Raw genomic sequence first — 18,445 nt, 5'->3', positions numbered from 1 at the left:
TACAATGGCCCTAACTTGTCATATGGCACCACGCGTGCCGGAGTCCCACCCATGCCGGACCGCCTGGACCGCATCTCCGCTCTGCTCCCTTCCCACGTACCGCTTGACGAGCCGCCCGCGCAGACCGCCGCGCGCCGCGCGGCACCGGGCCGGCGCCTGCTGCCGCTGCTGGTGGCGGCCCTGGTCGGCGCCGGCGCGCTGACCGGCTGCGCCAGTGCGCGCAATGCCCGGTCGGCCCAGGCCGATGCCGCACGCGCGGAGGCGAAGTCCGACGGCGCCGAAACCGGCCGGCCGATGTTCACGCTGGGCAGCGACGGCGAGCTCGAGCCGACCCCGGCGACGCCGCTGCCGCCGAAGATGCCGCTGCCGGAGCTGCCGCTGACGGCCGACATCATGTACCGCGTGCTGGCCGCCGAGATCTCGATGCAGCGCGGCCTGACGGGCCCGGCCTATCGCACCTACGTGGAACTGGCCCGCTCGACCCGCGACCCACGCTTCGCGCAGCGCGCCACCGAAATCGCCTTCAATGCGCGCGTCCCGCAGCAGGCCCTCGACGGCGCCCGCCTGTGGACCGACCTGGCCCCGACTTCGCCGGCCGCGCGCCAGGTGCTGTCGACCTTGCTGGTGCTCAACGCACGCTGGGAAGAAGCCGAACCGCTGCTGTCGCTGCAGTTGAACGGCGTGCCGCCGAGCCATCGGCCCGAGGCCATCCTGCAATTGCAGCAGCAACTGTCACGCACCAGCGATCCGGCCGGCGCGGCGGCGCTGCTGCAGCGGCTGGTCGCCAACGACATGCAGTCGGCCGAGACGCGGCTCGCGCTGGCACGGGCCAAGGAAACCGCCGGCGACGTGCCGGGCGCGCTGGCCGAGCTCGACGAAGCGCAGCGCCTGCGTCCCGACTACGAAGCCGCGGCGCTGATGGCGGCCGAGCTGCGCGCCGACAACTCGCCCGAACAGGCGATCGCCGGCCTGAAGCGCTTCCTCGACAAGGCGCCGGCCTCGGTGAACGGCCGCATCACGCTGGCGCGCGTCTATCTGCAGCGCAACGAGATGGACGCGGCCCGGCGCGAGTTCGAGGCGCTGCGCAAGGTCGCGCCCGACGATCCGCGCGTGCCGCTGGCGCTGGGTCTGACCGGGCTGCAGGCGCGCCGCTACGACGAGGCCGAGCGCTATCTGCACGAATATCTGCGGCTGGCCGAAAAGGCCCCGAGTTCCAACCCCGACGTCGCGTACCAATACCTCGCGCAGATCGCCGAGGAGCGCAAGGACTACGCGGGCGCGGTGCAGTGGCTGGACCGGATCGAGGACCAGCGCATGGTGGGGGCGGCATCGGTCAAGCGCGCGCAGATGCTGGGCCGCATGGGCCGGCTCGACGATGCGCAGGCGATCTTCGGCGACATGCTGGCCGATGCCGAGGACATCCCCGATCCCGACCAGCGCGCGCAGCGGATGATGGCGGTACGCCAGGCCGAGGTCGGCATGCTGATGGAAGTCAAGGCCTACGACCGCGCCCGCAAGGTACTGGACGAACGCGTCAAGGCCGAGCCCAGGAATGCCGAATGGCTGTACGAGCTGGCGATGCTCGACGAGCGCGAGAAGCGCTACGACAGCATGGAACGCCGGCTGCGCCAGTTCATCGCGATGCAGCCGGACCAGAAGCAGGGCTACAACGCGCTGGGCTATTCGCTGGCCGATCGCAACATCCGCCTGCAGGAAGCGCTGAAGCTGCTGGAGAAGGCGACCGAGCTGGGCCCCGACGATCCGTACATCATGGACAGCCTGGGCTGGGTCAAATTCCGCCTGGGGCAGTTGCAACCGGCCGCCAAGCTGCTGCGCGACGCCTACGCCAAGGCGCCCGAGGCCGAGATCGCCGCGCATCTGGGCGAGGTGCTGTGGCAGCTCGGCGAGCGCGACGAGGCCCGCAAGACCTGGGAGGAAGGCGTCAAGCTGGACCCGAACAATGAGACGCTGGTCGAAACGCTGCGGCGCTACAACGTGCGATTGGCGCAGTAGCGTCGCCGGCGTGCCGCCCGTACCCGGCAGGCTGTGCCTTCATCGAGATTCATCGCCCTCCATCGACATTCATCGCCGGCACGGTCCGCGCCAACGCGCGCGCCGTGACCCGGTACCGATCTGCGTTTTCCGCATGGACCGATCCCGCCGTACCCTGACCCTGCTTTGCCTGTCCGCGCCGCTGTGGCTCGCCGCCTGTGCCAGCGTCACGCCGTCGCGCCAGTTCGATGCCGCCGCCGGCGCCCGCGCCAGCGAATTGACCGGGCGCTTTGCCGCCAACTACGTCCGCTATGGGCGTGACGAAGGCGTGCAGGGCAGCTTCCACTGGCGCGAGCAGGGCGAGAACGTGCGGCTGGACCTGATTTCGCCGCTGGGCCAGACGCTGGCGGTGGTCACGGCGACGCCCTCGGGCGCGACGCTCGACCTGCCCAACGAACCGCCGCGCAACGCGCCCCAGGTCGATGCGCTGCTGGAGCAGAGCCTCGGCTTCGCGCTGCCGGTGGCCGGCATGCGCGACTGGCTGCGCGCCCGGCCGGCACCCGGTGCCCCGGCCAGCGCCACGCGCGACGCCCAGGGCCGGCTCGAGACGCTGTCGCAAAACGGCTGGACCGTGCGCTACGCGGCCTGGCAGGCCGCGCCGAACGGCGCCGAAACGCTGCCGCGCCGGATCGACCTGGCGCGCGACGGCGCCGGCGGACCGATGTCGGTCAAGCTGGTGATCGACGCCCCGGCTTCGCATTGATCGCCCGATGTCGGCCCCCTTGCCCCCCGCGCAACTGCGCGACTGCCCCGCCCCGGCCAAGCTGAACCTGTTCCTGCATGTGACCGGGCGCCGCCCCGACGGCTATCACACGCTGCAGACGGTGTTCCAGCTGATCGACTGGAGCGACACGCTGCATTTCGAACGCCGCGACGACGGCGCGGTACTGCGCGTGACCGACGTACCCGGCGTGCCGGCCGACAGCGACCTGGTGGTGCGCGCGGCCAGGGCGCTGCAGACCGCCACGGGAACCCGGTACGGCGTCGAGATCGCGCTGGACAAGGCGCTGCCGATGGGCGGCGGCATCGGCGGCGGCTCCTCGGACGCCGCCACCACGCTGCTGGCGCTGAACCGGCTGTGGGGCCTGGGCCTGGGGCGCGAGCAATTGATGCGGATCGGCCTGGGCCTGGGCGCCGACGTGCCCTTCTTCGTGTTCGGCCAGAACGCCTTCGCGCAGGGGATCGGCGAGGAGCTGACCGCCGTCGACCTGCCGGACAGCTGGTTCGTGGTCATCCATCCACGCCAGCATGTGCCGACCGCAGCAATTTTTTCCGACGAACGCTTGACAAGGGATACGCCCATCTCCATAATTGCGGACTTCGCTGCTTGCACAAACAAATTCGGTTTCGGTCGCAACGATCTGGAAGCGATAGCGACAGCGAAGTTCGGCGAAGTTGCCCGAGCCCTTGCCTGGCTGAAACAATTCAGTCCGGAGGCGAGGATGACCGGTTCCGGTGCCTGTGTGTTTGCACGTTATCGTGACGAGCAAACTGCGCAACAGGTGCTCGACCGGTTGCCATCCGAATGGGATGGCAGATGCGTGAGAAGTTTGTCGCGCCATCCGCTCGCAGCGTTCGCATAGCAAGTTTTCGTTCGGCGTTGTGGCAGTCGGCGCAACGAAGAACGGTCCCGGTTGTGTAGGGGAGTCGCCAAGTCGGTTAAGGCACCGGATTTTGATTCCGGCATTCGAGGGTTCGAATCCTTCCTCCCCTGCCATTACATTCCTCGCAGATCTGCAGAATCCGTCGCCGGCAGCGCCGGCGACCCTCCCCCAGCAGCAAGACAGGTGCCCCTCATGAGTAGCGACGGCTTGATGGTATTCACCGGCAACGCCAACCCCAAACTCGCGGAGGCTGTCGTGCAGCACCTCGGCATTCCGTTGGGCAAGGCGCTGGTGGGCCGATTCTCCGATGGCGAAGTCCAGGTCGAAATTCAGGAAAATGTCCGCGGCAAGCACGTGATCGTGCTGCAGTCCACCTGCCAGCCGACCAACGACAACCTGATGGAACTGATGGTGATGGTCGACGCGCTCAAGCGCGCCTCGGCACGCAGCATCACCGCCGCCATGCCCTACTTCGGCTATGCCCGCCAGGACCGCCGCCCGCGCTCGGCGCGCGTCGCGATCTCGGCCAAGGTGGTTGCCAACATGCTGGAAGTGGCCGGTGTCGAGCGCGTGCTGACGATGGACCTGCACGCCGACCAGATCCAGGGCTTCTTCGATATCCCGGTCGACAACATCTACGCCTCGCCGGTGCTGCTGGGCGATCTGCGCGAAAAGAACTACGGCGATCTGCTGGTGGTCTCGCCCGACGTGGGCGGCGTGGTGCGCGCCCGCGCACTGGCCAAGCAGCTGAACTGCGACCTGGCCATCATCGACAAGCGCCGTCCCAAGGCCAATGTGGCCGAGGTGATGAACATCATCGGTGAGGTCGACGGCCGCAACTGCGTGATCATGGACGACATGATCGACACCGGCGGCACGCTGTGCAAGGCGGCCCAGGTGCTGAAGGAACGCGGGGCACAAAAGGTGTTCGCCTACTGTACCCACCCGGTGCTGTCCGGCGGCGCGGCCGCCCGCATCGCGGACTCGGCGCTGGACGAAGTGGTCGTCTGCGACACCATTCCGCTGCGCGACGACGCCCGCCAGACCGGCAAGATCCGCCAGCTGTCGACCGCCTCGCTGCTGGCCGAGACGTTCACCCGGATCGTCAAGGGCGACTCGATCATGTCGCTGTTCGCCGATTCCTGAGCTTCCTGTTAGAATTCAAGGCTTTGTCGCGTCCGCCGGCTTGTCCGCAAGCGGCGATGCGACGCAGAGGCGCCCGGTCACCGTACCTGGCGCCGGTTCATCGGGCTGTCTGGTCGCGGGCAGCCCTCTTACTTTTTGGAGTCCACAATGAAAGTCATCGCTTTCGAGCGTAGCGTACAGGGAACGGGTGCGAGCCGCCGCCTGCGCAACGCCGGCAAGACCCCCGGCATCATCTACGGCGGCACCGCCGAACCGAAGATGATCGAGCTCGATCACAACGCGCTGTTCCACGCGCTGAAGAAGGAAGCCTTCCACTCGTCGATCCTCGACCTGGAAGTGGGCGGCACGACCGAGAAGGCCCTGCTGCGCGCCTTCCAGATGCACCCGTTCAAGCCGCTGGTGCTGCACGTCGACTTCCAGCGCGTGTCGGCCACCGAGAAGATCCACGTCAAGGTGCCGCTGCACTTCATGAACCAGGAAACCGCTCCTGGCGTGAAGCTGGGCCACGGCATCATCAACCACATCCTGAATGAACTGGAAGTGTCGTGCCTGCCGGGCGACCTGCCGGAATTCATCGAAGTGGACATGGGCGCCGTCGAACTGGGCCAGACCGTTCACCTGTCGGACCTGAAGCTGCCGAAGGGCGTGACCCCGATCACGCACGGCGACGACAACCCTGCCGTGGCGAGCATCGCCCTGCCGGCCGGCGGCGTGTCGGAAGCGGCCAGCGAAGGCGAAGGCGAGACGCCGGCTGCCTGATCGGCGCCAGCCCTTGGCTGACCCGGCGGCACTGTCGTATCGACAGGCGCCGCCACAAAGACCGCCGGTTCGTCCGGCGGTTTTTTTTCGCGTATGCTTTCCTGCTGCGCCGCGTCCCGGATGCCGTGCGTGTCCGTCACCGAACCCGTTTGCACCATGATCAAGCTCATCGTCGGCCTCGGTAATCCCGGGGCGGAATACGAAGCCACCCGGCACAATGCCGGCTTCTGGCTGATCGACCAGCTGGCCCGCATGGGCGGTGCCACGCCACGCGTGGAAGGCCGCTTCCATGGGCTGGCGGCGCGCGCGCGCCTGTGGGATCAGGATATCTGGCTGCTGAAGCCGTCGACCTTCATGAACCGCTCCGGCCTGGCCGTGGTGTCGCTCGCTCGCTTCTACAAGATCCTGCCCGACGAGATCCTGGTCGCGCATGACGAGATGGATTTGCCGGCCGGCGCGGTCAAGCTCAAGCGCGGCGGTGGCTCGGGCGGGCACAACGGCCTGAAGGACATCTCCGCGCATCTGTCGACGCCGGATTACTGGCGCCTGCGCATCGGCGTGGGGCATCCGCGCAACGCCGGCGGTGCGGGCGATCGCGAGGACGTCGTCAACTTCGTGCTCAAGCCCCCGCGCCGCGAGGAGCAGCAGGCGATCGACGAGGCGATCGACCGCAGTATTGCGCCCGTGTCGCTGCTCGCCAAGGGCGAGGCCGAACGCGCGATGATGCAGTTGCATTCGGCCAAATGATGCTTTGCTGGCCTGCGCCGAGCCGCCGCGGCGTCCCTCTGCGGCGTGCCGTAGCGCGGTTCACACTATTACTGTGACCGGCGCTGCTTCCGCGGTCAGCTTTGTCTCGGTGCGGGGAGTCGCCCTAATTTCTGCGGCGCAGCGGGCACCATCGCCATCCACGAGATTGCGAATTTTTATCTTCAATTCCTCGACAACGGGGCCTCTGACAGCCGGATCAGGAGAGCAAAAGCGCAGCGGCCAAAGATCTTCGCGGGTCAAGCCAATCTGTTTCAGGGTGTGCTTGATCAGCCGTCGCGCCTCGGCATCAGATCCGTCGGCCCTGTCGAGCAGTTGGACTGTTCGGTCGATGATCTCATCAAGCGGTGGCAACTCGTTGTCGCTCGGCGCGCCCGCCCCCGATGCAACAGCGTTATTGTTGGCCTTATCGATCGCGGCCTGGATGGATTTGGCAGAATTGCGATTGCGAATTCCGGCATAAAGCGTCCAACCCGCCAATGCCAGGCCACCGATGATGCCGAACAGAATACCGCCGGTCGACACTCCGCCCACTACCAGGAACAGGGCCAGGGAAATCCCGCCGACCGCCATCGCCGCAGCGCCATAGGTGATCCGCCACTTACCCACGCGGATTTGGTTTTTGGCGTCGTCCTGGGCCTTAGCTTCGTTGCGCTCGGCATGCGTAAGCAAAGACTCTGCAAGCCGGCCGGCATCCGCGAGTTCGGCTTGCTGGCTGCCTTTTGCCTCCTTGAGTCCTTCTTTGGCGTCTTCGATTGCTTCCAAGGCGCGGCTCGCCGCCGCCAGCTTTCTCAGGCCGTCATGCCAACGCAGTGCGCCCGCAACGATATGGAGTGCGCCGCAACCGAGGCTAAATGCAAACCCGCAAATGGCGGTCGCTGTAGCGTTGATCGGCACTGCCGCAAGGTGCAATAGCTCGCTGACCTTCAAGCCATCCCATAGCAACGCCAAGTTGCAGCCAACGCCACCACCCTGCAAGATGCCGTCGCGCGCGAACATGACGGAGGAGTGCTTCAAGGTATTTGTGGCATCGCGATGGCCTATTTGCGCAGCTTCATACTCAAGGTAGCTTAGCGCCAACTCAGGCATCGGCTTTCCATCGACCTTGCCGTGTGTTGAAGACTGTGCGACAGAAGTGCTGCCGTCTCGAGAATATGCAGGGGGAACTTCGGGACCGAACGCTATGCCTTCGTTTGCAAGTCCATCTTTTAGCTTTCCACTCTGGGCTTCGGATTTCTGGCCTCGAATGTAGTTTGCAAACGCTTGATGCCTGTCCCCGTTGTCGTCCATCTGCTGCCCAGTGCGCTGATGTCTGTGAGCGTGCCTTCCAAATACAACGGACGTTATGATCATTTCGGCCAATGATGCGACGCTGCCGAGCGCAACTCCGGCTTGCGAAACGGTATGTCTGGCCCCCTCAGCGGTAAATCGGGTAGTAAGGAGCGCTGAGGTTGGATTTGCGCGGAAGAAGGTCGTGATGGACTCTACAAATGCACCGACCCTGCATAGGGCAATGCTGCTCCAGCCCCAATATAAACCCGTATTGGCCACGGCAACCTGCCGCTCTCCCGGCAAAATTCCGCGCCGGTGGGCAACCCAACTCACATAGGTAACATGGCCGCACACGCTTCCCATGGATCGTCTCCTCCTGAGTCTGCCAAGCGCGACGAGCACCTGTCGAACCTGGACTTCTATCCGGCATTTGTTTAGCTACGACGCCGTTGGAACGCTTTCTTTGGTCTTAAGAGCCACCACCGCCGGCGGTCTCGCACCACGGAACAACGTTACGCGAATACATGGTGCCGACAATCTCCTGGTGCCGGCGCTGCCTCCTCGTCCGTTCTGTCGCGTACCGCGGACTTGCCATGTATCGCAATAGGCGCCGGTTATCTATTTCCTTCTCATCCGGGGCGTATATAGGGATTGTGGATTCGCTAATCGCAACACCAGAAGGAAATCCATTAAAGCGATTCCGCATCATCTCTATGGCTGGGAAACCATATTTGGGATCCTTGCCATGTTTTTCCCAGCGTCGTTGAATAACGACAGCAGTAACAGCCAAACCAAGCACGGCGGCGGATTTGATGGACGTCGAGGGCGGGATCAACTCGAGGATACGTTTCCATCTCGCCTGATCATGTATCCTCGTATCGCCACCTAGCCGCTGCGCCTGTGCGATCGCGCCAAGCAGCGGCTCGGCGTTGAGCAGTAGCGGCGTTGCGAGGCGAAGCAGCGTGTCGTGGAAGTCTGCTCCTACACCTTCGCAAGGTACGCGGCATGCAAATTCGGTCAATACCGTGATGGCCCAATATGGGGAACGGGCCATAGCATGTTGGAACACGGTGTGTAGAACCTCTAGCTTGGCGCTCTCCGACAGTTTGTGGAACAACGGCCAGACCTCGTGGAACACCCGTTCCGGGATACGAGGGTACATTTTCCCGAGCCGCCTGAAGGTCTCCTCGAATATCGTCCTCGCACGCCAACGATTCCATCGGTATCCGGTGAAGAAGTTCAGCAGAAGCGATACGTCCTTCATGCATGGCGACTGCGACCGGAAATCCAGGCTCTTCTTGCTCGCAATCAAGTCCCGGAACAACTGAAACTCTGGCCAATAAGGTTTGAGTTGCTGATGAAGAAGGCGGCACGTCATAGCAAGCGTCGCCCGTTCGAAGGGATCGGCAAGATAAGTGACGATCCTGTCGGTAGCCACTTTCGGCAACGCAGCGATATGCTTGTTTTCGCCTTCCGGTGTGCGTCGCGTGCCCTCCGTCCGCAAAAAAGCCTTCGTCAGAACCGCCATGACGCCATGCGAATTGTCACGCAAGGCGATGGCCGACCCACCCACCCCAAGCTGGCCCTCGGACCGGCCGAACGACGCCATTTCATAGGTGCTGGTACCCGGCAACGCCGGGCTTGGATAACCCTCGGTGCAGACTTGCGGCATGGCGCTCTCCCGAGCTGTAGGAATGCCATGCACATTTGCATAGTGACAGGCGCCTGCGCTTAACAAAGGATTGGTGTTCGACAACTTTTGATTGCGGCCGACGCGAGAAATACAGCCTTGTGCGGCCTAGGCAACCGAAAGGAGGATCGACAAAGAAAAAAACCCCGCCATCGTCGATGCCGGGGTTTTTGCTGCAGTCGTGATGCAGTGGGCCAGTAGAGTCCCGGCGCGTGGCGGGGCCGCCTCAGGCGGCGTGCTTGGCGGCGGTCAGCAGCCGGTAGCGCTGCATCAGCACCTCATGGGTCTCGACCCGGTTCGGGTCGCGCGGAATGCACGCGACCGGGCACACCTGCTGGCATTGCGGCTCGTCGAAGTGGCCGACGCATTCGGTGCATTTGTTGGGGTCGATCTCGTAGATTTCCGGCCCCATCGAAATGGCTTCGTTCGGGCACTCGGGCTCACAAACGTCGCAATTGATGCAATCGTCGGTGATGATCAGCGCCATGGTGGTTCCTTCTGCTATCCGGCCATCGCCGCGCGATACGCCGCCGGAGTCCGCCCGCGCCCGACTGGCCGCGTCCTGACGGTTTCCGAACCCCGTATTCTAGGCGTTTTCGGGCCGGCCCGCCGAGCCGGCCCTGGCCTTGGCGCCGACCCGCGGCGGCGGACGGCGGACGGCAGGCGGCGGCCGATCGAGGGCTCAGTCGCCCTTGCCGATCTTTTCCTTGAGCCAGCGCTCGACGGAGGGGAAAACGAACTTGCTGACGTCGCCGCCCAGCACCGCGATCTCGCGCACGAAGGTGCCGGAGATGAACTGGTATTGGTCGGACGGGGTCAGGAACATCGTTTCGACGTCCGGCAGCAGATAGCGGTTCATGCCGGCCATCTGGAACTCGTACTCGAAGTCCGACACGGCGCGCAGGCCGCGCACGATCACGCGCGCATTGTTCTTGCGCACGAAGTCCTTCAGCAGGCCGGAAAAGCCGTCGACGCGCACGTTCGGATAGTGGCCCAGCACTTCCTTGGCGATGCCGATGCGCTCCTCCAGCGAAAAGAAGGGGCGCTTGTTGGGACTATGGGCGACTCCGACCACCAGCTCATCGAAGATATTGGACGCCCTGCGCACCAGATCCTCGTGTCCCCGGGTCAATGGATCGAACGTGCCGGGATAGACCGCGACGACCATGCTTCCTCCTTGTTCTGCCCGCTGCCGTGAATCGGCAAGCCGCACCGGCACCGGCTTTGCAGCCGGCTTGCGCCGATGCCGCCAGGCGAGCGTTGGCGACAGCGGCGTAGTGTACCCCTAAATGCGCGGCTTGAAAGCCGCCGCGGGGAGCGGGCGCGAGGGCCCTGGGCGATCATCGCGCACCGGCGCGCGAAGCGCCAGCGGCCGGATTCAGTCGGCCGCGCCGCGATGGCGCAGCAGGTGGAAATGGACTGCGCCGGCACGCGCGTGGCGCACGATTTCCAGCGATGCGGGCACCGGCGCATCGGCGCCGTTCAGGGGGTTTTCCGATTCGACATAGACCAGCCCCGCCGCATGGGTCAGCCGCTCGGCATGGGCCAGCGCCGGTCCGATCCAGTCTTCTGCGAACGGCGGATCGAGAAAGACCACATCGAAGCTGGCGGCCGGCATCTGCGCCGCGATGGCGAAGGCATCACCCTGGAGGATCTGGATCTGCTCGGCGCCGAGCCGGTCCTGGTTCTCGCGCAGCTGACGCACCACGCGCGGATTGGCCTCGACCATCGCCACATGGGCGGCGCCGCGCGAGGCGGCCTCGAAGCCCAGCGCGCCCGAGCCGGCGAACAGATCCAGGCAGCGCTGGCCGCTGAGGTCCTGGCCCAGCCAGTTGAACAGCGTCTCGCGGACGCGGTCCGGCGTAGGCCGCAGGCCTTCCGCATCGAGCACCGGCAGCGGGGTGCGCTTCCAGCGGCCCCCGATGATGCGCACCTGCGCCGGGGTCTGACGGGAGGAGAACGAGGGAACGCGCCCACGGGGGGCGGTCTGGGTGCGCCCGCCGGCGGCGGGCTGCGGAGAGGGGGAACGCGGACTCATTCCGTGATTGTAGAGCCTGGCGGGCGGGCGGCTGGCGCCGGCGCGCAGGCGGCGCCGGAACGCTATGCGCGCCAGCGCACCGAGTCCAGCCCACGAAGGGGCGACGAATCGGCGCTCGCGCGATGCTTCGCTGGCCCGGGCTCAGCGGGCGGCCGCCGTCGGCGCGCCGCCGGCAGGCCCGCCGACGATTACAGTCGCCATCGCGTCGGGGCGCACATGGCGCTGGAAGGCCTGCCTGACGTGCTGGCGATCGACCTTGGCGATCTGCGCGGTCCAGGTATCGAGGTAGTCCAGCGGCAGCCCGTACCAGCCGATATTGGCGACATTGGTCAGCAGCTTGCGATTGCTGTCGATCCGCAGCGGGAAGCCGTTGATCAGATTGTCCTTGGCCGCCTTCAGCTCGGCCTCGGTCGGCCCTTCCTCGACGAAGCGCTTGAGCACCTGCCGCACCAGCGCCAGGGCCTCGTCGGTCTGCGCCTTGCTGGTCTGCAGGCCGATGCCGAACGGTCCCGGCTGCTTGGACGGGGCGAAATAGCTGTCGACGCCGTAGGTCAGCCCGCGCTTCTCGCGCACCTCCTCGGTCAGCCGGGAGCTGAAGCCGCCGCCGCCGAGCACATAGTTGCCGACCAGCAGCGCGAAATAGTCGGGATCGCCGCGCGCGATGGCGGGCTGGCCCAGCACCACGGTGGCCTGCTGGGCCGGATGCGGAACGCGCTGCACGCTGGCGCCGATGTCCATCTTGACCGGCGGCATCGCCGGCGGTGCGGCGCCGTTGGGCAGCCCGCGCGTCAGCAGCTCGGCGATCTGCTCGGCCTGGCGGCGGTCGATCGCGCCGATCAGCGTGACCACCGCGCGCGAGGCCGCGTAATTGGCGCGCCAGAAGCGCTCCAGGTCGGCGCGCGTGACCGAGGCGACCGACTCCGCGGTCGCCGACATGCCGTAGGGATGGTTCGGGTAGATGGCCTTGGACAGCAGCTTGTCGGCGATCACGCCCGGACGCGTATCGCCCTCGCGGATGGCAGCGATCATCCGCTCCTTCTCGCGGGCGACCACGGCCTCGGGGAAGGTCGGCGCCTTGATCAGCTGCGCGGCCAGCGTCACCGACTGCGTCAGTTCGGGGTTCGAGGTCAGCGTCCGCAGGCCGATGCCGCCGCGGTCGCCGCCGGCCGCGCCGCCGAAGCTGGCACCGGTATCGGCGAAGGCGTCGGCGATCTGCGCCTCGTCGCGCGCCGGCTGGCCTTCCACCGCGCCGGTGCCCTTGTCGAGCAGCGCGGCCGTCAGCGTTGCGAGCCCGGCCTTGCCCGGCGGGTCATAGCGGCTGCCGGCGTCGAAATCGACATTGATGTCGAGCATCGGAATCGACGGGCTGCGCACGAAATAGACGCGGGCGCCGGTCGACGCGGTCCAGTGTTCGATCGGAATGGCGGCCTGCGCGGTGGCGGCGCCCAGGCCGGCCAGCAGGCCGGCGGCCACCGCCAGCGCCCGGCGCAGCCGCGCCGAGGGACGGGAAAACGAGAGCGAATCCATGGCGAACATCGGCGGTCCTCAGTGGCGCAGGCCGGACGGGGCCTGGGGCTTGGGCTGGTTGGGATCGATCGGCTGCGGCAGCAGCGTTGCCACGGTCAGGTTGTCGTCGCTGAAGTACTTGCCCGCCACCGTCTTGACCTGCTCCGGCGTGACCTGCTTGATCCGCTCGAGAATGCGGTCCAGCTGCTGCCACGAGATGCCGGCGATCTCCGCGACGCCGATCTCCATGCCCTGCCCGAACACCGAATCGCGCTTGTAGATCTGGCCGGCCACGACCTGCGCCTTGACGCGCCGCAGCTCTTCGTCGGACACGCCCTCGCGCGCGATCCGCTCGATCTGCTGCCGCAGGGCGCGCTCGATCTCGTCGGTGGTATGGCCGTTGGCGGGCGTGCCGTCGAGCACGAACAGCGACTCGCCACGATTGATGCCGTCATAGCCGACATTGACATCGTCTGCCAGCCGCTGCGTGCGAACCAGATCGCGCGTCAGCCGCGCATTGTCGTAGCCGTTGAGCACGGCGGCCAGCACCTCGAGCGCATACGGATCGATGTCCTTCTCGACGTCGCGCAGGCGCGGCACCTTGTAGGCCAGCACCAGATAGGGATTCTCCGCGGGTGCCTTGACCCAGATCCGCTTGACGCCCTTCTGCGGCGGCTCGATCTGCGGCTTGCGTACCGGCAGCGGACGCGGCTTGAGCCTGCCGTAGGTGCGCTCGGCCAGCGCGCGCCCCTCGGCCGGATTGACGTCGCCCGCGACCACCAGGATCGCGTTGTTGGGCACGTACCACTCGCGATACCAGGCGCTGACATCGTCGACGCGCATATTGACCAGATCGTTCATCCAGCCGATCACCGGATGGCGATAACCCGCGCTGGTGTAGACCGTGGCCAGCAGCTGTTCGTAGACGGTGCCGCGCGGCGAGTCGTCGGTGCGCAGCCGGCGCTCTTCCATCACGACCTTCATCTCGCGTTCGAAGTCCTCGGCGCGGATCACCAGGTTCGCCATGCGGTCCGCTTCGAGCTCCATCATCCGCGGCAGATGCTGCTTGGCGATCTGCTGGAAGTACATGGTGAAGTCGCGGTTGGTCATTGCGTTCTCGCGGCCGCCGAGCGCGGCGATCTGCCGCGAGAACTCGCCCGGTCCGACCTTGGGCGTGCCCTTGAACATCATGTGTTCGAGCATGTGGGCGACGCCCGTGGTACCGCTGACCTCGTCGATGCCGCCGACGCGATACCAGACCTGATGGGCGACCGTGGGCGCGCGGTGGTCTTCCTTGACGATCACGCGCATGCCGTTGGCGAGCTTGAATTCGGTGGTGCCGCCGTCGGGCACCGCCGCCTGTACCGCCGCGCCGGGGGCTGGCGGCGCATCGACCGCCACGCCCTGCGCATGTGCAAGCGGCATCCAGGCGGCAGCGGCGAGCAGCGCAAGCGAGGCCAGACGGGCCGGAAGGGACCGGGAATCAGGCCGCCACGATGGCGGAGAGGATGGCGAAGCGGAATGCCGGCGCCGATCGGCGCCTCTGGTGACATGCTGATGGGCGGGCATTGCGCCCTGCCACGTCGACGCCGCGGTCGACCCTGCGCGATGGTTCATGCGACCCCGTCTGCTAGAATTTTGCCGATTGATTCTACCGGGGTATGGACCCCTTTCCCAATGTTTAGTTTCTGGAAGAAGCGCAAGGCCGAGCCCACCGGCGCGCCCACCGAGGCGCCGACCGAGGCACCATCGGCCCCGGCGGCGCAGGCACCGGCCGCCGAAGCGCCGCCGGTCAGCGCCGCACCGCCGCAGCCGGAAACGGCGGCCCCGTCCGCATCGATCGGCACGACGATCGAGACCACCCCGGCGGCCGCCGAAGCCAAGCCCGCACCGTCCCGACTGTCTCCACTGTCCTGGTTCACGCGTTCCTCGCGGCCGGCGGCGGAAGCCGCTCCGCAGGCGGAGCCGCAGCGAGAGCCTGAGCCGGAGCCACAACCCGAACCACGGCCCCAGCCACAGGCCGCACCACAGGCCGCACCGCAGCCGACACCACAACCCGCACAACAACCGGCACAACCGGCACGCAACCTCGCGCCCGAGCCCGTCCCGGCCACGCAGCCCCAGGCCGCGCCGCTGTCCGTGCCCGTGCCCGTCGCCACGGAGAGCGACGATGGCGACGATGACGGCGAGATGGTGCTGGTCCCGGTGCCGCCGCCGAGCGAGGAAGCCAAGCGCGGCTGGATGCAGCGGCTGCGCACCGGCCTGTCGAAGACCAGCCGCGGCATCAGCACGCTGTTCGTCGGCGTCAAGGTCGACGAGGCGCTGTTCGAGGAATTGGAGACGGCGCTCCTGATGGCCGATGCCGGCGTCGAGGCCACCGAATACCTGCTCGGCGAACTGCGCCGCCGCATCAAGAGCGAGCGCATCGACACCGCCGAGGGCGTGCGGGTCGCGCTGCGCGATCTGCTGACCGAACTGCTGCGTCCGCTCGAAAAGACCATGGAGCTCGGCCGCGAGCAGCCGATGGTGATGATGATCGCGGGCGTCAACGGCGCCGGCAAGACGACCAGCATCGGCAAGCTGTGCAAGCACTTCCAGCACTACGGCCAGTCGGTGCTGCTGGCCGCGGGCGACACGTTCCGCGCGGCGGCGCGCGAGCAGCTGACGATCTGGGGCGAGCGCAACAACGTCACCGTGGTCTCGCAGGAGAGCGGCGACCCGGCCGCGGTGATCTTCGACGCCGTCAATGCGGCCCGCGCGCGCCGCGTCGATATCGTGATGGCCGACACCGCCGGCCGCCTGCCGACGCAGCTGCATCTGATGGAAGAGCTGAAGAAGGTCAAGCGCGTGATCGGCAAGGCGATGCCCACCGCGCCGCACGAAGCGCTGCTGGTGATCGATGCCAACACCGGCCAGAACGCGCTGGCGCAGGTGAAGGCCTTCGACGATGCGCTGCAGCTGACCGGCCTGATCGTGACCAAGCTCGACGGCACCGCCAAGGGCGGCATCCTGGCCGCGATCGCGCGCCAGCGTCCGGTGCCGGTCTACTTCATCGGCGTCGGCGAAAAGGTCGAGGACCTGCAGCCGTTCAAGGCCGACGAGTTCGCGCGGGCCCTGCTCGGCGATTGATCGCGCGTCGAGCGCGACGGCAAATAAAAACGGGCGCCGCTGGGAAACAGCGGCGCCCGTTCTTCATTGACGGCCCTTCGCTTGCTGGCGTCGGCTACTCCGCGTCTGGCTGCGCCTTCGGCGCTGCCTGCTGGAACGCCGGCAGCTCCATGCAGGCGTCGAAGATCCGCACGATGGTCGGATAGGGTTCCAGACCGACCTGGAATCGCTGCGCGTTGAAGACCTGCGGCACCAGGCAGATATCGGCCAGCGTCGGCGTATCGCCGAAGCAGAAGCGGCCGGCCTTGCCCTCGCGCGTCAACGTGGCCTCGAGGCCGTCGAAGCCGATCTCGATCCAGTGGCGATACCAGGCGTCCTTGGCTTCCTCGCTGACGCCGAGCGTGTGCTTCAGGTACTTGAGCACGCGCAGGTTGTTCAGCGGGTGGATCTCGCAGGCGATCGACTGCGCCAGCGCGCGCACGTAGGCGCGGTCCAGCGCCGTGCCGGGCAGCAGCGCCGGCTCGGGATGGGTCTCGTCGAGATATTCGACGATCGCCATCGACTGCGACAGCGCGTGGTCGTCGTCGAGCAGCGTCGGCACCAGCGCATTGGCGTTCAGCGCGCGGTACTGCTCGCTCAGCTGCTGGCCGCCATCCTTGAGCAGATGCACCGGCACGTATTCGAAGGGCAGGCCCTTGAGCGCCAGCGCGATGCGCACGCGGAACGCCGCCGAACTGCGGAAATAGCTGTAGAGCTTGAGCATTGCTTCAGACCACCTTGACCGACAGTTCGCCGACGCCTTCGATCGCGCATTGCATGCGATCGCCCTTGACCACCGGGCCCACGCCCTCGGGGGTGCCGCTATAGATCAGGTCGCCCGGCTGCAGCTCGAACAGCTTCGACAGATACGACACCATCTCCGGCACCGACCAGATCAGGTCCGACAGGTCGCCGCGCTGCTTCTCCGCGCCGTTGACTGCCAGCGTCACCGCGCCGCGCTCGGGATGGCCGATGGCCTGCACCGGCACGATCGGGCCGATCGGCGCCGAATGGTCGAACGCCTTGCCGGTCTCCCAGGGGCGGCCGGTCTTCTTCGATTCGTTCTGCAGGTCGCGGCGCGTCATGTCCAGGCCCACCGCATAGCCGAACACGTGCGAGGCGGCCTGCTCGACCGGGATGTCGCGGCCGCCCTTGCCGATCGCGACCACCAGCTCGACTTCATAGTGGACGTTGTTCGAGCCCGGCGGATACGGGAACGTGCCCTCGGCGCCGTCGGCCACCGGGCTGACCGCATCGCTGGGCTTGCAGAAGAAGAACGGCGGTTCGCGGTCCGGGTCCGATCCCATCTCGCGCGCGTGGGCGGCGTAGTTGCGCCCGACGCAGTAGACCCGCCGCACCGGGAAACGCGCGCTGCTGCCGCGCACCGGCACGCCGGTGGGCGCGGGGGGTTGGAATACGAACTCCTCGGTCATGCATCTCTCCACTGGATGGATTCTGGAATGGGTTTCGGAGGGCGGTCCGGTCGGCGCGGCGAGCGCGGCGCGGGACCTGCCCGCGAGGGTGCGCGGCCAAGGCCTGCGGGTCGCGTCGGGGGCGCCCTGGGCCTCGCGGCAGGGCATCAGCATACACCGGCCGCCCCATCGCGGGGCAAGGCTACGCCCCAAAACCCGGCGTGATTCTTGCATGAAGCAAGGAGCAGACATCGGCCGCCGAAGCGGCCACAGAAAGCCGGCGAACCAGCCGGCCACCGAACGTCGGCCACCGCCTGACCGAACCATGAATCGCCGCCCGTCCCCTCCCCCGCCCGTGCGTTCCGTATCGTCGGCCGCATCATCGGCTGCTCCTTCGGCCGCACCGCCGGCCTCGGCAGCGGCCGTGCCCACTACGGCCGGGCGGCCGCTGCGCATCCTGCTGGTGCGCGATCCGCTCGACGCGGATCCGCTGAACGTCGACACGATCCGCGCGGGGCTGGCGGCGGCCGGCTTCAGCGAGGTCGAGACGGTGGACGCGGACCTGGCACTGCCCGACGCCATCGCCACGCGGCAGCCGGACCTGATCATCATCGCGTCGGAGTCGGCCGCGCGCGATACGGTCGAGCACGTCTGCGTATCGACCCAGCATGCGCCGCGCCCGATCGTGCTGTTTACCGACAACGACGACGCCGAGCGCATCAAGTCCGCGCTGACGGCCGGCATCACCGCCTATATCGTCGACGGCCTGCGCGCCGAGCGCGTCAAGACCGTGCTCGACGTCGCCTACGCGCGCTTCCAGCTCGACCAGGCGCTGCGCGCGGAGCTCGACGCGACCCGGCTGAAGCTGACCGAGCGCAAGCTGGTCGAGCGCGCCAAGGGCCTGCTGATGCAGGCGCGCGGCCTCAGCGAGGACGAAGCCTACAAGCGCCTGCGCACGATGGCGATGGAGCGCGGCCTCAAGCTGGTCGACGCCGCCCAGCGCGTGATCGACGTGATGGGCTAGGACGCCCGTGGCCGCTTTTCTTCAGGAGCC

The 18,445-nt window shown here is 66.9% G+C and carries 18 protein-coding genes and 1 tRNA gene; 9 read left to right on the top strand and 10 right to left on the bottom strand.

The features are described 5' to 3' along the window. Positions 1-51 precede the first annotated feature (51 nt). The 7 genes from KZ686_RS05715 to pth all read left to right on the top strand — a co-directional run bounded on the left by KZ686_RS05715 (position 52) and on the right by pth (position 6,308). Positions 52-2,013, top strand: a complete 1,962-nt coding sequence (locus tag KZ686_RS05715) for a tetratricopeptide repeat protein (protein WP_265633209.1) — start codon at positions 52-54, stop codon at positions 2,011-2,013. A 133-nt stretch (positions 2,014-2,146) separates the two neighbouring features. Continuing rightward, positions 2,147-2,755, top strand: a complete 609-nt coding sequence (lolB, locus tag KZ686_RS05710; RefSeq protein WP_226108592.1) for a lipoprotein insertase outer membrane protein LolB — start codon at positions 2,147-2,149, stop codon at positions 2,753-2,755. A gap of 7 nt (positions 2,756-2,762) precedes the next feature. Beyond that, positions 2,763-3,635, top strand: coding sequence for a 4-(cytidine 5'-diphospho)-2-C-methyl-D-erythritol kinase (gene ispE, locus KZ686_RS05705; protein ID WP_149320108.1), 873 nt, complete (start codon positions 2,763-2,765; stop codon positions 3,633-3,635). Positions 3,636-3,692: 57 nt separating this feature from the next. Beyond that, positions 3,693-3,769 (top strand) — tRNA-Gln (locus KZ686_RS05700). A 79-nt stretch (positions 3,770-3,848) separates the two neighbouring features. Continuing rightward, complete coding sequence (locus KZ686_RS05695) at positions 3,849-4,802, top strand: ribose-phosphate pyrophosphokinase (RefSeq protein WP_149320107.1); 954 nt, start codon at positions 3,849-3,851, stop codon at positions 4,800-4,802. Between the two features lie 147 nt (positions 4,803-4,949). Beyond that, on the top strand, positions 4,950-5,561 hold the full coding sequence (locus tag KZ686_RS05690; protein WP_053821027.1) for a 50S ribosomal protein L25/general stress protein Ctc: 612 nt from the start codon (positions 4,950-4,952) through the stop codon (positions 5,559-5,561). A gap of 156 nt (positions 5,562-5,717) precedes the next feature. After that, entirely contained in the window at positions 5,718-6,308 is a 591-nt protein-coding gene (gene pth / locus KZ686_RS05685) for an aminoacyl-tRNA hydrolase (protein WP_149320106.1), read from the top strand. A gap of 60 nt (positions 6,309-6,368) precedes the next feature. On the opposite strand, the gene KZ686_RS05680 is transcribed toward pth, so the two are convergent. From KZ686_RS05680 to KZ686_RS05645, 8 genes are all read right to left on the bottom strand, one after another. After that, the gene (locus KZ686_RS05680) at positions 6,369-7,616 is read right to left on the bottom strand and encodes a hypothetical protein (RefSeq protein WP_265633208.1); all 1,248 of its coding nucleotides are present in this window, start codon (positions 7,614-7,616) and stop codon (positions 6,369-6,371) included. Between the two features lie 451 nt (positions 7,617-8,067). After that, positions 8,068-9,270: a hypothetical protein gene (locus tag KZ686_RS05675; RefSeq protein WP_265633207.1), complete on the bottom strand. Its 1,203-nt coding sequence runs from the start codon at positions 9,268-9,270 to the stop codon at positions 8,068-8,070. A 244-nt stretch (positions 9,271-9,514) separates the two neighbouring features. Then, positions 9,515-9,775, bottom strand: coding sequence for a YfhL family 4Fe-4S dicluster ferredoxin (locus KZ686_RS05670; protein WP_149320103.1), 261 nt, complete (start codon positions 9,773-9,775; stop codon positions 9,515-9,517). Positions 9,776-9,970: 195 nt separating this feature from the next. Continuing rightward, the gene (gene coaD / locus KZ686_RS05665; RefSeq protein WP_006576803.1) at positions 9,971-10,456 is read right to left on the bottom strand and encodes a pantetheine-phosphate adenylyltransferase; all 486 of its coding nucleotides are present in this window, start codon (positions 10,454-10,456) and stop codon (positions 9,971-9,973) included. 210 nt (positions 10,457-10,666) lie between these two features. After that, on the bottom strand, positions 10,667-11,326 hold the full coding sequence (gene rsmD / locus KZ686_RS05660) for a 16S rRNA (guanine(966)-N(2))-methyltransferase RsmD (RefSeq protein ID WP_265633206.1): 660 nt from the start codon (positions 11,324-11,326) through the stop codon (positions 10,667-10,669). A 141-nt stretch (positions 11,327-11,467) separates the two neighbouring features. Continuing rightward, positions 11,468-12,853 (bottom strand): M16 family metallopeptidase, encoded by a 1,386-nt coding sequence (locus KZ686_RS05655; RefSeq protein ID WP_149320102.1) that lies wholly within the window; start codon positions 12,851-12,853, stop codon positions 11,468-11,470. 18 nt (positions 12,854-12,871) lie between these two features. Further along, positions 12,872-14,257, bottom strand: coding sequence for a M16 family metallopeptidase (locus KZ686_RS05650; protein ID WP_265633205.1), 1,386 nt, complete (start codon positions 14,255-14,257; stop codon positions 12,872-12,874). A gap of 188 nt (positions 14,258-14,445) precedes the next feature. Beyond that, entirely contained in the window at positions 14,446-14,754 is a 309-nt protein-coding gene (locus KZ686_RS05645; RefSeq protein WP_187829325.1) for a hypothetical protein, read from the bottom strand. On the opposite strand from KZ686_RS05645, the gene ftsY reads away from it, so the two are divergent. Next, positions 14,741-15,961: a signal recognition particle-docking protein FtsY gene (gene ftsY / locus KZ686_RS05640; RefSeq protein ID WP_407648536.1), complete on the top strand. Its 1,221-nt coding sequence runs from the start codon at positions 14,741-14,743 to the stop codon at positions 15,959-15,961. The two genes, KZ686_RS05645 and ftsY, sit on opposite strands and share 14 nt — an antisense overlap. Positions 15,962-16,055: 94 nt before the next feature. Here ftsY and maiA read toward each other — a convergent pair whose 3' ends face one another. Then, positions 16,056-16,703 carry a maleylacetoacetate isomerase gene (gene maiA / locus KZ686_RS05635; protein WP_149320100.1) on the bottom strand — a complete coding sequence of 216 codons (648 nt, stop codon included), beginning with the start codon at positions 16,701-16,703 and terminating at the stop codon, positions 16,056-16,058. Between the two features lie 4 nt (positions 16,704-16,707). After that, positions 16,708-17,412: a fumarylacetoacetate hydrolase family protein gene (locus KZ686_RS05630; protein WP_150084682.1), complete on the bottom strand. Its 705-nt coding sequence runs from the start codon at positions 17,410-17,412 to the stop codon at positions 16,708-16,710. A gap of 304 nt (positions 17,413-17,716) precedes the next feature. Here KZ686_RS05630 and KZ686_RS05625 point away from each other — a divergent pair, with 304 nt between their 5' ends. Then, positions 17,717-18,415: an ANTAR domain-containing response regulator gene (locus KZ686_RS05625; protein WP_223819843.1), complete on the top strand. Its 699-nt coding sequence runs from the start codon at positions 17,717-17,719 to the stop codon at positions 18,413-18,415. The last annotated feature ends 30 nt before the right edge of the window (positions 18,416-18,445 follow it).

The organism is Cupriavidus cauae (assembly GCF_026210475.1).
GTDB lineage: Bacteria > Pseudomonadota > Gammaproteobacteria > Burkholderiales > Burkholderiaceae > Cupriavidus > Cupriavidus cauae.
The sequence above is the reverse complement of the archived record's forward strand: the minus strand, read 5'-3'. Positions and strand labels throughout refer to the sequence as shown.